Below are 15,586 nucleotides of genomic sequence, written 5' to 3' on the forward strand. Positions count from 1 at the left end.
ACCGCACGATGCCCGAGCTACGCAAGACAGACCATGTCGCCGAAATCACTTGGCTGGGCATGGTCCCTCAGGATCGCGAAAACATCCGCTCGGTCGCGATGGATCAGGCGCGGGCGACCTATGCAGGCTTTGAGGGGGATTTCCACGCCGGGCTGACCCGTCCGGCCTGCGTCCGCGTGCGCAACCTGCATCCTAAGGGCACGGAAATTCGCAATACCCGCCAGTTGTCTATCCTCTCGGCCGAAGAGATGGCGCAGATTGCCGCCGCCATGGACCTGCCTGAGCTTGACCCGACCCTGCTGGGCGCGTCGATTATCCTCAAAGGCATCCCGGACTTTACGCTCGTCCCGCCCGGATCGCGGCTGCAAAACGCCCATGGCGCCACCTTGGTGGTGGATATCGAAAATGGCCCCTGCAATCTGCCCGCGCGTGAGATTGAGGTTGACGCCCCCGGCCATGGCAAGGGCTTCAAACCCGCCGCGCAGGGCAAACGCGGCGTGACCGCTTGGGTCGAGCGGGAAGGGCCGCTGGCCGTGGGCGACAGGTTGACGCTTTTCGTGCCGAACCAGCCCGTCTGGCCGCACCTCGGCTGACCGCGCGCCGTTTCGCGATGCTTGAGTGTCGGAAACACGGCCCCCCGTCGGGGCCTTGTCGCGCTATGGCTAAGGAATAAAAATCGCCACTAACGGCAACAGGGGATTCTCATGGCTTTCAAAACCGACATTCAAATCGCCCGCGAAGCGGCGAAACGCCCTATCCAAGAGATCGGCGAAAAGCTGGGCATCTCCAGCGACGACCTGCTGCCCTATGGCCATGACAAGGCAAAGGTAAGCCAGACGTTCATCGATTCCGTCCAAGACCGGCCGAACGGCAAGTTGATCCTCGTCACCGCGATCAACCCCACGCCAGCGGGAGAGGGCAAAACCACCACCACTGTTGGGCTCGGCGATGGATTGAACCGGATCGGCAAAAAGGCGGCGGTCTGCATCCGCGAAGCCTCCCTCGGGCCGAACTTTGGGATGAAGGGCGGGGCAGCAGGCGGCGGCTATGCCCAGATCGTGCCGATGGAAGAGATGAACCTCCATTTCACCGGCGACTTTCATGCCATCACCAGCGCTCACAACCTGCTGGCGGCGATGATCGACAATCACATCTACTGGGGGAACGAGCTTGAGATCGACACCCGCCGCGTCGTTTGGCGGCGCGTGGTCGACATGAACGACCGCGCCCTGCGCCAGATCACCGCATCCTTGGGCGGCGTGCCCAACGGTTTCCCGCGCGAGACGGGGTTCGACATCACCGTCGCTTCCGAGGTCATGGCGATCCTCTGCCTGTCCAAGAACCTCAGCGATCTGCAAGAGCGCCTCGGCGCGATGATCGTGGCCTACCGCCGCGACCGCAGCCCGGTCTATGCCCGCGACATCAAGGCGGATGGGGCCATGACTGTGCTCTTGAAAGACGCAATGCAACCCAACCTCGTCCAAACGCTGGAGAATAACCCGGCCTTCGTGCATGGCGGCCCATTTGCCAATATCGCGCACGGCTGTAACTCGGTCATTGCCACGACCACAGCGCTGAAACTGGCGGATTACGTGGTGACAGAGGCGGGCTTTGGTGCCGATCTCGGGGCCGAAAAATTCATGAACATCAAGTGCCGCAAGGCGGGGCTCGCGCCATCGGTGGTCGTGGTTGTGGCCACGGTGCGGGCGATGAAGATGAACGGCGGCGTGGCGAAAGCGGATCTCGGGACGGAAAATGTAGAGGCGGTGCAAAAAGGCTGCGCCAACCTTGGCCGCCATATCGAGAACGTAAAATCCTTTGGCGTGCCCGTGGTCGTGGCGATCAACCATTTCGTCACCGACACCGACGCCGAAGTGGCCACGGTCAAAGACTATGTCGCGGCCCAAGGGGCCGAGGCGATCCTGTCGCGCCATTGGGAGTTGGGTTCCGAAGGCTCTGCCGATCTTGCCACCCGCGTGGCCGAGATTGCCGATGGTGATCACGCGAACTTTGCCCCGCTCTATGCCGACGAGATGCCGCTTTTCGAAAAGATCGAGACCATCGCTAAACGCATCTACCGCGCCGACGAGGTGCTGGCCGATCAGAAGGTGCGCAATCAGTTGAAAGACTGGGAGGCACAGGGCTATGGCGACCTGCCAGTCTGCATGGCCAAGACCCAATACAGCTTCTCGACCGACCCCGATCTGCGCGGCGCGCCCACAGGCTTCGGCGTGCCCATCCGCGAGGTTCGGCTCTCGGCGGGGGCCGGGTTCGTTGTCGTGATTTGCGGAGAGATCATGACCATGCCGGGCCTGCCTCGGGTGCCATCTGCGGAGGCAATCAAGCTCAACGCCGATGGCGATGTGGAGGGATTGTTCTAAGGCGGGTTGCAATGACCCGCCGTCGCGGTGATGTAGGGCGTGTTCAACCTGCAGCGAGCGAAAGTGAGACGGATATGGCAGCGACAATCATCGACGGCAAAGCCTTTGCAGCAACGGTGCGTGACAAGGTGGCGGGCCATGTCGCCCGGCTGACGACGGATCACGGCATCACGCCGGGCCTTGCCGTGGTGCTGGTGGGGGAAGACCCGGCAAGCCAGGTCTACGTCCGCTCCAAGGGCAAAATGACCCGCGAGGTCGGCATGAAATCGGTCGAACACAAGCTGCCCGCGACTGTGGATCAAGACGACCTGCTCAAGCTGATCGACGCGCTGAACAACGACCCCGAGATACACGGCATTCTCGTACAGCTTCCGCTTCCGGATCATCTTGATGAAGCCCGCGTGGTCAATGCCGTCTCGCCCGCCAAGGACGTGGACGGTTTCCACATCTCCAACGTCGGGCTGCTGGGCACGGGGCAGAAAAGCATGGTGCCCTGCACCCCGCTTGGCTGCCTAATGATGCTGCGGGACCACCATGGGGATCTGTCGGGGATGAACGCGGTGGTTATCGGCCGCTCAAACATCGTGGGTAAACCGATGGCGCAGTTGCTCTTGAAGGATAGCTGCACCGTGACCATCGCGCACAGCCGCACCCGCGACTTGCCAGAGGTGGTGCGCCGCGCCGATATCGTCGTCGCCGCCGTGGGGCGCCCCGAAATGGTGCCGGGCGATTGGATCAAAGAGGGCGCCACGGTGATCGACGTGGGCATCAACCGGATTGAGACTGGCGAGAAAACCAAACTGGTCGGCGACGTGGATTTCGACAGTGCCAGCCAACGCGCCGGGGCCATCACCCCCGTGCCGGGCGGCGTCGGGCCAATGACCATCGCTTGCCTGCTGGCCAATACGGTCACCGCCTGCTGCCGCGCCAACGGGTTGGAAGAACCCGAAGGGCTGACCGCCTAAGCGGCAGGCACAGGCACGATGGTGCCCTGCAGGATGGCGATGAGCTTGGCCGCGCCATCCGTTTCCGCATGCACCTCTGCGGTCACCACGCAAAGCCGCCGGCCCGGTTTCACCACCCGGCCCGTGGCAATCAGCCGGTCCCCACGGGCGGGGGCCAGCAGGTTGATCTTGATCTCAGACGTGACGACATCAACCTCCGGCGGCAGCATGCTCAACGCTGCATAACCAGCCGCGGAATCGCCGATGGAAAATGTCAGTCCCGCATGGCCAAAACCCTGCTGCTGCATCGCGCCGGGCAGGACCGGTGCCGTGACCCGGACCAAACCGGGCTGCACGTCGATAATCTCCGCCCCCAAGGTTTGCATCATGGTCTGCTTGGCAAAGCTCTCCCGCACCCGGCGTTCAATCTGGTCCATCATCGCGCCTTTCCGGGCATGGGGATCGCCACTGGTTGCGCGCCTGTCAGCACCGCGCAGGCTTCCGGCCCCATCAAATCACAAAGCACCCGCGACTGGCTGCGCAGCCCGCCGGTATAGGTGCCATATGCAGGCAGGATCAGCCGCTTGCTGTCAAACAGAAAGGCCGGACGCGAGATGCTGCGGCCCCGCGCACGGATCGATGCCTTAGGATGATAATGCCCCGACACCTCGCCCCGGCCCTCGCTCGCGGCGATATGCCGAAAGGTCAGCGGGCCGAGCGCTATCTCTCCCAAATGCGTGCCGCCCAAGCCTACGGGGCCGGGATCATGATTGCCCTCAATCCAATCCCACCGCCGTCCGGCTTGGAGGCCCAGTATCCACAACCGTTCTTCCTCCGGCAGCGCCTGCGCCGCGCCAAGGTCGTCGAAACTATCGCCAAGGCAGATCACATGCCGCGCCTGCGTAAAGGACAGATCCGCTGCCAGACGGTTCAACGTATCGCGGGTCTCATAAGGCGGCAATGCCGACCCGCCGCGCCGCGCGATCCTTTCCGACTTGCCCAAATGAAGGTCGCTCACACAAAGCAAATCTCTTTCGCGCCACCAAAGCGCGCCAGAACCAAGCGCAGTCAGCCCCGCCCCGGCGAATGAAAACTTAAGTCCGTTCATCCTTTGTTCATCGGAGATCGCTGCTGATTTGGCAAGGGGTCAAACGCGATTGTCAGAAGACCGGAAACGGCAGCGCAGTGGTATTTAAGAAAGGATGAAAGGTAGAAAACGCGCCCCGCAGCCGGGCGTTAACCTGACCGGAGACGCGCCTTCATCCTTTGCGGTCATCGGCTCCTCAGCCTGTACCGCGGGATCAACATGCGCGGCGTGGGTTAAAGAACTCTTAATATCTTCATCCTTTTTTAAATACCTTGCAGACCCTTTCCGCCCGCGAAACCTCGGTGTTCAACGCCTATCTCGCCAAGGCGGCTGATCCGAGGACGGCGGGGTGAGCTGCGCGAGGCCGGAGGCTTCCATCAGTCGTTCGGCTTCTTCCGCCAGCATGCGTTCCTGTCCAGCGCCTTCGACAGGCACACGGCCCATTTCCAGAAACAGCGGTGCAGCGAGCGGGCTTGCGCGGGTCAGTTTGCGGTGGGTGATGCGCCCGGCGATGCGGTCCAGCATCTCTTCGATCCTGCCGAAATCCACCAGACCACTCAAGGCTTCCTCGCGGGTGATGTCGAGCATCAGATGATCCGGCTCATAACGCTGCAACGTGTCGTAGAGGATATCGCTGGAAAAGGTCGTTTGTCGTCCGGATTTGCGTGTTTGGGGGCTGTTGCGTTCGATTAGCCCTGCGATGGTCGCCGCGGCCCGGAAGGTGCGTTTCATCACGGCATTGCCCGCAAGCCAACTGTCGAGACCCTCGTGCAGCACGCTGGGGTCGAGCAGCGGCGCGGGGTCGTCGACGGGGGAGAGGCCCCAGATGAGCGTGGCATAGTCTGTTGCTACGAAGCCCAAGGGGCGCAGGCCGAGGTCTTCCATGCGTTTGGTCAGCAGAAGGCCCAGCGTTTGCTGACCGTTGCGGCCGGCAAAACCGTAGAAGACCGTTTGTTCGGCAAAGTCATGGGGAAAGCTTTCGACCAGCAGCGTGCCGGGCTGTGGCAATTGGCTGACCTCACGTTGCAAGGTCAGCCATTCAGCGGTGTGGCGCGGCAGTTCGGGCCAACTGTCTTGGGTGAACATCTGTTGCACGCGGGCCGAAAGCTGGGTGGAGGTGGCGAATTTCGTGCCTCCAAAGGTGGCCACCTTGGGCTTTTTTGCGGCGTTGCGGCTGACTTCGACAACGGTTTCGCGCAGGCCTTCGTAGCGGACGATCTGACCGCCGATTAGAAAGGTGTCGCCCTTGGTCAGCGTAGCGGCAAAGCCTTCTTCGATCTCCCCTAAGGGTTTGCCGCCGCGGTTGCGTTTCATGCGGACCTTCAGCTTATCGGTATCTTGGATCGTACCGATGTTCATGCGGATGCGTTGGGCGGCGCGCGGGTCACGCAGTTGCCACTGGCCGTCGGGGCGTTGCAGCAGGCGTTGCCAGCGGTCGTAGGCGCGCAGGGCGTAGCCGCCGGTGGCACAGAAGTCGAGGCAGGCGTCGAAGTCGGCGCGGGACAGGGCGGCGTAGGCCCCGGCGGAACGGACCTGTGCGAAGAGGTCGTCAGCGTCAAAGGGGCCTGCGCAGGCGGCGATGAGGATATGTTGGCACAGCACATCGCGCGGGCCGGGGCCGCGCGGGTCGCCGTCGAGCGCGCCTTCGAGGACAGCCTCCAGCGCGGCCACGCATTCGACCACCTCAAAGCGGTTGGCAGGCACCAAAAGCGCCTTGGAGGGCGCGTTGTAGCGGTGGTTGGCGCGGCCGATGCGTTGGACCAGCCGCTTTACGTTTTTGGGGGCGCCGATCTGGATGATGAGATCGACGTCGCCCCAGTCGATGCCAAGATCAAGCGTGCCGGTGCAGACGATGGCGCGCAGATCGCCGCGCACCATGGCGGCTTCGACCTTTTCGCGTTGGGCGCGATCCAAGCTCCCGTGGTGGATGGCGATCGGCAGGGCGTCTTCATTGGCGAGCCAGAGGTTGTGAAAGAAAATCTCGGCCTGCGCGCGGGTGTTGTGAAAGATCAGCGTCGTCTTGTGTTGGCGCACTTGCTCAAGCACCGCTGGAATTGAATAGGCAGCGCCGCCCCCGGCCCAAGGCGGGGCTTCCTCGGTGTGCAGCATCTGGATGTCGGGGGCGGGGCCCGGATCGGCGAGCAGCACTTCGCAAGGGTCGGGGTGGCGGGCCATGAGGTGGGCGATGGCCGAAGGGTCTTCGACCGTGGCCGAGAGGCCCACCCGTTTGAGGCCGGGGCAGATGGCCTGCAACCGGGTGAGCGCCAGCATCAGCTGGTCGCCGCGTTTGCTTTCGGCGAGGGCGTGGATTTCATCGATCACCACCCGCTTGAGCCCGCGAAAGGTGCGGGCCGCGTCCTCGTAGGAAGTCAGCAGAGCGAGGCTTTCCGGCGTGGTCAGCAGGATATGCGGCGGGTCGGCGCGCTGGCGGCGGCGGCGCGATTGCGAGGTGTCGCCGGTGCGGTCTTCGATACGGATGGGCAGGCCCATTTCCTCAACCGGGCGGGTCAGGTTGCGTTTGATATCCGCAGCCAGCGCTTTGAGGGGGGAGATGTAGAGCGTGTGCATCCCCTCGTGCTCTTGCTCGGCCAGATCAACGAGGGTGGGCAGAAAACCGGCCAGTGTTTTACCACCGCCTGTCGGCGCGATAAGCAGCAGGGCGGGGGCATCGGCACGGTCCAGCATTTCTTGCTGGTGCGGGTGCAGGGACCAGCCGTTCTGGGCAAACCAATCGGCGAATTTGGTGGGTAGGGCGCGCATGACACCCAATGTAGCATCGGCAGGGCGCGGTGCCAGCGGCTGGGGCTATTTAACGATCACCTCATCGCGAACGAACATATTGGCCCATGCGCGGTCCACCAGATCGGGGTTCATCTGATAGGGAATGCCTTCGAAATCACAGATCGCGATCATCTGGTCGATTAGGAAGTTCGGCTGATAGTTCGCATAGACGTTGTCGATGGTTGGGTACTTCACCTTGAGCAGATGGACCAGCGTCGCCTCGTCCAGCGGCATGCCGCGTTTGCGGGCGACCATGGCAAAGATCTTGAGGAAGTTCTCTTGGTTCGGGCCGTCGATTTTGATCTTGAAGAAGATACGCCGCAGGGCTGCTTGATCAAAAATCTCATTCGGGTGGAAGTTGGTGGAGAAGATCACCAGCGTGTCGAAGGGCACCTCGAATTTTTCACCCGACTGCAGGGCGAGGATGTCTTTGCTTTCCTCAAGCGGCACGATCCAGCGGTTGATGATGCTTTGCGGTGGCTCTTGCTGACGGCCAAGGTCGTCGACGATGAAAATACCGCCCGTGGCCTTGAGTTGCAGCGGGGCCTGATAGGTCCGCGCCGTGGGGTTGTACACCAGATCGAGCATGTCGAGCGTCAGCTCACCGCCGGTGATGACCGTCGGGCGTTCGCAGCAGACATAGCGGGCGTCATAACGGGTGATACGGCGCAGGGAGGTCGGGTCTTGGACCTCCGCCTCGGCGGAGGAATGCACGATCGGATCATAGACGGTGATGACTTGGCCCGCGTATTCAATGGCGCGGGGGACATAGACCTTATCACCAAGCGCGTCGCGGATCCCGTTGGAAATGCTCGACTTCCCGTTTCCCGGCGGGCCGTACATCAGGATCGACCGCCCGGCAGAGACGGCAGGGCCAAGGTGGTCCAGCAGGCTGTCGGGCAGCACCAGATGGCCCATGGCTCCGGTGAGCTGATCGCGGGTGATCTGCAGGTTCCGTACGGATTGGCGTTTGACCTGCTCGCGGTAAACCTCAAGCGGGACGGGCATGGCACCGAAATATTCCGATTGCGCCAGCGCATCCAAGGCGCGCGCCTTGCCAGCATCGGTCAGTTGATAGCCCATTTCATTGCCGCTGGTGGCGCTGAGCGTGCCTGTCGCCTCTAGCAGGCGCTGGCCGCGGGCTTGATCGACCATTTCTTGCGTGACTTGGGTCGGCAGGCAGAGCGCTTGGGCCAGATCGCTGACCATTTCGACGTTCTTGCGAAAAATCGTCTTCAGAAGGATGTCGCGCATCATCACGATGGGCAGTTTCATATCCTCCAACCGCTTGGGGGGCGGCGGGGCAAGCACTGTGCTGGTCGGGGCGTTCATCAATGGCTTCCTTGGCAAAGCATGCGGCGGTGCGGCTTGTCGGTCAGACTGCAGGGTAAATCTTGAATATGGCGTGAATGTGGACGCTTATTCCGCAATAAAAGAAAGTTGCGGCGGGCAGGGCGCGTTCAGACTCCGTAGCGCGCCCCCAGAATGAGATAGAGCCCCAGCGTGGTGCCAAGGGCGAGGCCCATGGGAAATTTCTTGGTTTCCTGCCAGCTTTGCCAATCGGGCGCGAGGCGGCGCAGGGGGGTGTATTTCACCCCGCGGTGCGTGGCAGCGGCGGCCAGAAGGGTGGCCATGAAAAGCATCATCAAAAGACGCAGATCACCCATGGCGATAAAGGGCGCGGCAGCCGCGGCGAATTTGGCGTCTCCTGCGCCCATGACGCCAGCGGCGTTCAGCACGATGCCAATGACCAACACGATGACGAGGCTCAGCAAGCGCCAGAGATAGGTTTCAAAGGGCAGCAGGAACAGACCCAACACCACGAAGATCGCGATGAGCACCAAGACCGCCTGATTGGTAATGCGCATCTGCTTCATGTCGGTGAAAGCGACATAGAGGCAGATCGGCAGGACGAAGGGCAGAAACCACAGGGCCGCCGTGGCAGAGATCGCCATGGCTCAGCCGTTTTCCAACGCGCGCAAAGACCGGACGGCGGCTTCGAAATGCTGCGGGTGCGTATCGATCGCTTCGCGCAGCAGGCCCTTGCCGTTTTCCACATCGCCGCGTTTGATCGCCGACAGGGCCATCGTGTGCAAAAGCTGGGCGCGCTCAGATTGCTCCATCGGCATGACGGGCAGGGTGTAATCGCGCTGTGCGGCGCGGGCCATGATGAGGTTGTTCTTGGCGGTGAAAAGCGTGTTGTCCTGACGGATCGCCTCGCCAAAAAGCCTCTCGGCTTCGGGGTAATCACCGCGGGTTAGTTTGGAGTAGCCCCAGTTGTTCATCACGGCGGCAGGGGTCGTGGTCAGGCCAACGGCGATTTCGTAGAAACTGTCGGCGCGGCTCCACTGTTCCTTGCTGTCGGCAACCATGGCTTCGAGCCGGTAGCGGGCGAATGTCTCATGGGTGGGGGGGATGCTGTTGAGGACCGTCTCAGCCCGCGCCCAGTTGCCCGAGCGGATCAGCGCATCGGCCAATTGCACACTGTCTTCGGGCGTGGCGCCCTTCATCTTGGTGACCTTGTCCCATGCGCCCACAGCTTCGGTGGAGCGTTTGGCCCGCACGAGCGATGCGGCAAGCCCGCGCTGGTGGTCGATCCGGTCGGGGCTTTCCTTGACAGACCGCGCAAAGTAACTCACCGCCTCATTGGGGTCGGCCACGGTAAGCATCACGTCGGAGAGGTTGGTTTCATCCACCACATTGACGTCCTTGAAGGCCCGCTCAACGGTGGCATTCGCATCTTTTTCACCGCAGCCAGCAAGGGCGGTGACGCCTGCCATGCAGACGGCCAGAATGATTGGATGGCGCATTTTGCGTCCTTTTACTGCTCTGCCGGGTCATGGTGTCGGACGGATCAGGTAATCCCCGCTGCCGCGCCGCACCAATTTGTAATTATCTTCATTGACTTCTGTTATAACAGATTTTTCCGTTTTTGCGAGCGCCAAGCGCAGATTGTCCCGGATTGCGTCACTTTCGCCATTATCGAGGGCATAGGCTTTGCGGAAAATCTGCTCGGCCTCGGCGGTCTGGCCGCTTTCCATCAGCACAACGCCAAGGTTGTTCCAGACTTCCGGTTCGGCGGCGTCCTTCTCAACTGCGCGGCGCAGCAGGGTTTCGGCCTGACCCAAACGCCCCAGCCCAAGGTTGGCACTGCCCAAAGCCGAGAGGACTTCCCCCGTTAGCCCGTGATCCAGCGCGGCGTGGTTGAAGGATTTGATGGCCAGCTCATACTGTCCCGCCGCGATAAGCCTGTGGCCCACTTCGATGCCGTCGACAGCTTCTGCGCGCGGGTTCACGCCGGGGGCATAGAGGCTTTCGGGCTTCTGATCCCCGCGCAACGCGGAAAAGCCGCCTGTTGAACAGGCGGCCAGAGCAAGGCCAAAGATCGGCCCGATAAAAACAGCGCGGGCGAGGCTGCGCCGAATTTTCTCCGTCATTAATTCCCCATCTGACCCAATTTCGAGATGCCATGTGCCGAGGGGCCGACCAGAATGATCAACAGCGGCGGTACGGTAAGGCCCATAGTGGCAAGGGTCATCTTGGTTGGCAACTTGTTTGCCGCTTCCTCGGCCCGCATCACACGTTTGTCGCGCATCTCTTCGGCATAAACGCGCAGGGCGTCTGCGATGGATGTACCAAAGGCCGCCGATTGGATCAGCACGGTCACAAAGGAGGAGACATCCTGCACGCCGCAACGCTCGCCCATGTCGTGGAGCACCGACACCTTGTCCTTGCCGGCCTTCATCTCATAGGCGACCATCTCGAACTCTTCAGACAGGGCCCGGTAGGAGGCGCGCAGCTCACGGGCGACGCGGACGATACATTGGTCCAGCGATTGCCCCGCCTCGACGCAGACCAGCATCATATCCAGCGCGTCGGGAAAGCCACGGGTGATCTCTTCTTTGCGGGAATCGACACGGCGTTTGACCCAGTATTTGGGCAGGTAATACCCAATCGCACCGGGGCCAATGGCCCACATCATGGTCTGCTGCGTGGTCATCCCTTCGCCGCCGCCCAAGACATTGGTGTAGATCAGGCCGCCCACCAGCCCAAGCATCCCAAGGGCAAACTGCGCGAAGTAGTAGAGCCGCACCGCATCGCGCGACCGGTAGCCCGCCTGACGCAGCATCAATTGTTTGGCGCTGAGTTCGGCCACGTCTTCGGGCTCAAGAAACTTGGCGAACTTTTGCAACTGCGCGTTCTGGTCGGACTGGCGCAGCTTCTCGCGCGCGCTATCGCCCGTGGGGGCCGTGCTGGTGCGTTTGAGCTTGGTCAGCGGGTCTTCGGGCTGGCGCAGCATCAGCATTAGCGTGATCGCCACCAAGGTGACGCCCAAAGTGCCGACGATGATGATTAGGCCCATCGGCCCCAAGGCTTGGTTGATCTGATCGTTAAGCTGATTGAGAAATTCCATCATCGGCCTCTCAGACTTTGATATTTGTAAGGATGCGCATCACAAACAGGTTCAGCACAAGGAAGATGCCCACAAGGAAACAGGCAGGAATGAAGTAGGGGTGATCGCGCACTTCGTCGTAGTAATGCGGATCGCCAAGGTTGATCACCACCAGCGCGGCCAGCGGGAAGCCTGAGAGGAACTTGCCCGACCATTTCGCCTCGGCCGTGATCGCTTTGACACGGCGGAACAGACGGAAGCGGGCGCGGATCACCTTGGCCAGACCGGCGAGGATCTCGGCCAAGTTGCCGCCCGATTGCTGTTGAATGGTCACCGCCACGGCCAGAAAGCGCAAATCCTGCATGTCGAGCCGTTCGGCCATATCCTTGAGCGCCTCGCCCAGATCACGGCCATAGGCGGCTTCATCCGCGATCACCCCGAATTCGGAGGCGAGCGGGTCTTGGATTTCCTTCGACACGATCGAGATCGCGTTGGAGAACGGGTGGCCCACCCGCAGGCTGCGCACCATCAGTTCCACTGCATCGGGAAGCTGCTCTTCGATCATCGCCATGCGTTTGCCCGCTTTATGGGACACCCAAAAGAACACCGCGCCGACGCCCATGCCGACGGACATCATGGCGCGCACCGGCACCGATGTATCGGTGCCGATGGTCAGCCCCAGAAAGGCCAAGACGGCCAAACCGGCCATAATCATCAAAAGTTGCTGCGGCGTGAAGGCAATCGCGGCCTTCTGCGCACGTTCTGACAGCAGAGAATAGAGTGGGATCGACTTGGCGTTCATATGCTGCTGCATTTCCTTGCGCAGCTTGTCGAGCACCTCTTCGCGGCGGGCCCCTTTCTCCAGCATCTCCAACCGGCGGTTCACGCGGCTGTTGAGGCTGATGGATTTGCCGAATGCGACAAGGTACAGCCCTTCGACCAGCACCAGGACGCCGATGAAGATCAGACCATAGATGATTGGTTCGGCACTCATTGCATCAATCCTTACTGGGCCGCCACGGGTTCATAGATGGAGGCGGGCAGGTCATAGCCCCACATGCGGAACCGCTCGGAGAAGTGGCTGCGCACGCCGGTGGCAGTGAAATGGCCGATGATCTTGTTCTCGGGCGTCAGGCCCACGCGCTGGAACCGGAAAATCTCCTGCATCGAGATCACCTCGCCTTCCATGCCTGTGATCTCGGTGATCGAGGTCATCCGGCGCGAGCCATCTTGCAAGCGGCTGGCCTGCACGATCAGGTTCACAGCCGAGGAAATCTGGCTGCGCATGGCTTTGAGCGGCATTTCGATCCCGGCCATGGCGATCATGTTTTCCAAACGGCTGACGCCATCGCGGGCCGAGTTGGCGTGGATCGTGGTCATGGAGCCGTCGTGCCCGGTGTTCATCGCCTGTAGCATGTCGATCACCTCCTCGCCGCGCGTCTCGCCAACGATGATCCGGTCTGGACGCATCCGAAGGGCGTTTTTCAGACAGTCGCGGGGAGAGACTTCGCCCTTGCCTTCGACGTTGGGCGGGCGGCTTTCCATCCGGCCCACATGGGTCTGCTGGAGTTGGAGTTCGGCGGTGTCTTCGATGGTCAGGATGCGCTCATCATTGGCAATGAACGACGACAGCGCGTTGAGCGTAGTGGTTTTACCCGAACCCGTACCGCCTGAGACGATGATGTTCAGGCGTGTCGCCACGGCGGCCTGCAAATAGGCGGCCATCTCTTCCGAGAAGGCCCCGAAATTCACCAGATCGTCGATGCCCAGCTTGTCTTTCTTGAACTTACGAATGGACACCAAGGAGCCGTCCACCGCGACGGGGGGCACCATGGCGTTGAAGCGCGAGCCGTCTTTCAGGCGCGCGTCGACGTAGGGGTTGCTTTCATCCACGCGCCGACCCACTGCCGAGACGATCTTGTCGATGATCCGCAGCAGGTGCTTTTCATCCTTGAACGTCACGTCGGTCAACTGCAGCTTGCCGTCCCGCTCGACGAAAATCTGCTGCGGGCCGTTCACCAGAATATCGTTGACGCTGTCGTCTTTCAGCAGCGTCTCTAGGGGGCCAAGGCCGGTCACCTCATCATAGAGTTCGGAGTTCAGCGTCATGCGGTCTTCGCGGTTAAGCACGATGCTCTTTTCCGAGAGAACCTCGACGGCGATATCGTTGATTTCCTGCCGCAAATCGGCCTCAGAGGCATGCTCTAGCGCGGCGAGGTTGAGGTTGTCCAACAGGGCGCGGTGCAGTTCGAGCTTGATCTCACTCATCCGCTGCTTGCGCTTGACCTCGCGATCCTCGGGCGAAGCGGCGGCGGGTTTGACCGCCCGGCGCATCGACACCGGTTTGGCCGCCTCGACGGGGGCGGCAGTCGCGGTGGCCGGGGCCGCGGGGGCAGGCTCGACCTTTTTGACAGGCTTGGCCTCTCGGACCGGAGCAGCGGCTTTCGCGGTCGCGGAGGCTGGCTTTTTGTATTTAGAGAACATCGGTACGCTCTTTCGCTAGGGGCTTAGGCCGCTTTGGCCTGCTCGCCCTTGAGATCGTGGATGGAGCTTGCCAGCTTGGCGATTTCGCGCCGCAGGGGGCTTTTCGGGGCGGAGTTGGCCAGCGGCAGCCCATGGTCATTGGCCTGCGTCACCGCTTTGCCGCCATCGGGCAGCTGCACGTCAATTGAGATGCTGAGCGATTCGGCCATCCGTTTCACCCGGCTTTTGGCGCTGAGATCGGTGAATTTGGGCGCGCGGTTCATCACATAGCGCAGCTTTTCAAAGGGCAGTTCCTCGGATTGCAGCGCCCGTTTGAAGCGCAGCGCGTTCTGGGCCGAGCGCATGTCGAGTTCCAGCATTGCAAAGTAGACATGCGCGCTGGTCAGCACGGTTTCGGACCACTGCACCAGCGTCGAAGGCATGTCGACGATCACATAGTCGAACTGGTTGCGGGCCATGTTGAGGATACGGTCAATGTCTTCGTTGGTCACGATATCGAGCGGCAGCATCTCCGCCGGGGCGGTCAGCACATGCAGCTTGTCCTCGAAGGTTTGCAACGCTTGGCCAAAGATTTCCTCGTCCATGGATTCCGTGTCGGACATCATCTCATAGACGGCTTCGCGCCGTTGCAGATCAAGGAAGGTCGCGACAGAGCCGTATTGCAGGTCGAAATCCAGCAGGCAGACCGAGGGCGGATTTTTCTTGTCCGCATTGGCCAGCTCCCACGCAAGGTTCACGGCAAGGGTCGTGGCCCCGGTGCCACCAGCCAGCCCGTGCACCACGATCAGGGCGCCATCCTTTTGCGCGCCGGCCTTCAGTTGCGGGGCGCTGGCCTCGGCTGCGGGGGCAGGGGGCGCGTTCTCTCCGGCGCGGACGCGGGCGATGGCCTGGGCCAACTCGCCTTCGGGCAGCGGATAGGGGACGAATTCATCCGCACCCTGACGCAGCAGCGAATGCAGCGCGGCAGGGGTCATGTCTTCGGCAATCAGAATCACCCGGATGTCGCGGGCCTTGGCCTGCGTGATGATCTCAGTCATCAAAACGAGGTTGTCTTCGTCGGTCTCATCCATGGCGAGGGCGACAAATTCCATCGCCTCAGCCTCGGGCTGGCCAAAGAACGCCAGCGCTTCGGCGAATCCCAGATCGCCCCAGCTTTCGCCCAGAGTGGCCTCCATGTCTTCGATCAAGAGGTCGAAGTTCTGTACATCACGGCTGATTGTGCAGGCAACGATCGGCGCTGCTTCGGGTTGGGGCATAGTGCTGCTCATGACCTTTTGTCCTTTACATCAACGGTTTGGCCGGAGGGCGGCAATATTCTGTCGCCGCGATCGCTCTGACCTCTGCCTCATGCGCGGCCCTTGAGCCGGGCACATTTATCCTTCTGTATCGAATATCACCCCCAACTGGGGCGAGATTGGGGCCAAAAAGCCTCTATTGTTGGGTATCTTGAAACGATCTGCTCATTCACGCCCGATTGACCATGGACGGGCTGGGACGAAAAACCCCCGCGGCCCGA

Annotated in this window: 14 protein-coding genes; 3 read left to right on the top strand and 11 right to left on the bottom strand. The window is 61.5% G+C overall.

The window, feature by feature from the left end:
* Positions 1 to 8: 8 nt before the first annotated feature.
* The 3 genes from T8A63_RS03975 to folD all read left to right on the top strand — a co-directional run bounded on the left by T8A63_RS03975 (position 9) and on the right by folD (position 3,346).
* A complete protein-coding gene (locus T8A63_RS03975) occupies positions 9 to 593 on the top strand; it encodes an MOSC domain-containing protein (RefSeq protein ID WP_132444356.1) in 585 nt (194 codons plus the stop codon).
* Positions 594 to 704: 111 nt separating this feature from the next.
* Positions 705 to 2,381 (top strand): formate--tetrahydrofolate ligase, encoded by a 1,677-nt coding sequence (locus T8A63_RS03980; protein WP_322345040.1) that lies wholly within the window; start codon positions 705 to 707, stop codon positions 2,379 to 2,381.
* 74 nt (positions 2,382 to 2,455) lie between these two features.
* Positions 2,456 to 3,346: a bifunctional methylenetetrahydrofolate dehydrogenase/methenyltetrahydrofolate cyclohydrolase FolD gene (gene folD / locus T8A63_RS03985; RefSeq protein ID WP_322345041.1), complete on the top strand. Its 891-nt coding sequence runs from the start codon at positions 2,456 to 2,458 to the stop codon at positions 3,344 to 3,346.
* Here the strand turns inward: folD and T8A63_RS03990 are convergent.
* The 11 genes from T8A63_RS03990 to T8A63_RS04040 all read right to left on the bottom strand — a co-directional run bounded on the left by T8A63_RS03990 (position 3,343) and on the right by T8A63_RS04040 (position 15,338).
* Positions 3,343 to 3,765, bottom strand: a complete 423-nt coding sequence (locus T8A63_RS03990; protein WP_322345042.1) for a PaaI family thioesterase — start codon at positions 3,763 to 3,765, stop codon at positions 3,343 to 3,345. The genes folD and T8A63_RS03990 overlap by 4 nt on opposite strands.
* Positions 3,762 to 4,433 carry a ligase-associated DNA damage response endonuclease PdeM gene (gene pdeM / locus T8A63_RS03995; RefSeq protein ID WP_300054541.1) on the bottom strand — a complete coding sequence of 224 codons (672 nt, stop codon included), beginning with the start codon at positions 4,431 to 4,433 and terminating at the stop codon, positions 3,762 to 3,764. The genes T8A63_RS03990 and pdeM overlap by 4 nt, the downstream gene beginning before the upstream one ends.
* Before the next feature lie 285 nt (positions 4,434 to 4,718).
* Entirely contained in the window at positions 4,719 to 7,172 is a 2,454-nt protein-coding gene (locus tag T8A63_RS04000; protein ID WP_322345043.1) for a ligase-associated DNA damage response DEXH box helicase, read from the bottom strand.
* 45 nt (positions 7,173 to 7,217) lie between these two features.
* Positions 7,218 to 8,525: an ATPase gene (locus T8A63_RS04005; RefSeq protein WP_322345044.1), complete on the bottom strand. Its 1,308-nt coding sequence runs from the start codon at positions 8,523 to 8,525 to the stop codon at positions 7,218 to 7,220.
* Between the two features lie 128 nt (positions 8,526 to 8,653).
* Complete coding sequence (locus T8A63_RS04010; protein ID WP_067621963.1) at positions 8,654 to 9,148, bottom strand: prepilin peptidase; 495 nt, start codon at positions 9,146 to 9,148, stop codon at positions 8,654 to 8,656.
* Between the two features lie 3 nt (positions 9,149 to 9,151).
* Positions 9,152 to 10,003, bottom strand: a complete 852-nt coding sequence (locus T8A63_RS04015) for a tetratricopeptide repeat protein (protein ID WP_322345045.1) — start codon at positions 10,001 to 10,003, stop codon at positions 9,152 to 9,154.
* A gap of 27 nt (positions 10,004 to 10,030) precedes the next feature.
* Positions 10,031 to 10,630 (bottom strand): tetratricopeptide repeat protein, encoded by a 600-nt coding sequence (locus T8A63_RS04020; RefSeq protein WP_322345046.1) that lies wholly within the window; start codon positions 10,628 to 10,630, stop codon positions 10,031 to 10,033.
* Positions 10,630 to 11,607, bottom strand: a complete 978-nt coding sequence (locus tag T8A63_RS04025; protein WP_260010018.1) for a type II secretion system F family protein — start codon at positions 11,605 to 11,607, stop codon at positions 10,630 to 10,632. Before T8A63_RS04025 ends, T8A63_RS04020 begins: the two co-directional genes overlap by 1 nt.
* 10 nt (positions 11,608 to 11,617) lie before the next feature.
* A complete protein-coding gene (locus T8A63_RS04030; RefSeq protein WP_067621969.1) occupies positions 11,618 to 12,580 on the bottom strand; it encodes a type II secretion system F family protein in 963 nt (320 codons plus the stop codon).
* 11 nt (positions 12,581 to 12,591) lie between these two features.
* Positions 12,592 to 14,070 (bottom strand): CpaF family protein, encoded by a 1,479-nt coding sequence (locus T8A63_RS04035; protein ID WP_067940463.1) that lies wholly within the window; start codon positions 14,068 to 14,070, stop codon positions 12,592 to 12,594.
* 23 nt (positions 14,071 to 14,093) lie between these two features.
* Positions 14,094 to 15,338 carry an AAA family ATPase gene (locus T8A63_RS04040; RefSeq protein ID WP_067621975.1) on the bottom strand — a complete coding sequence of 415 codons (1,245 nt, stop codon included), beginning with the start codon at positions 15,336 to 15,338 and terminating at the stop codon, positions 14,094 to 14,096.
* Positions 15,339 to 15,586: the final 248 nt, after the last annotated feature.

The sequence above is a fragment of the Sulfitobacter sp. OXR-159 genome (assembly GCF_034377145.1).
In the GTDB taxonomy this organism is placed as follows: domain Bacteria; phylum Pseudomonadota; class Alphaproteobacteria; order Rhodobacterales; family Rhodobacteraceae; genus Sulfitobacter.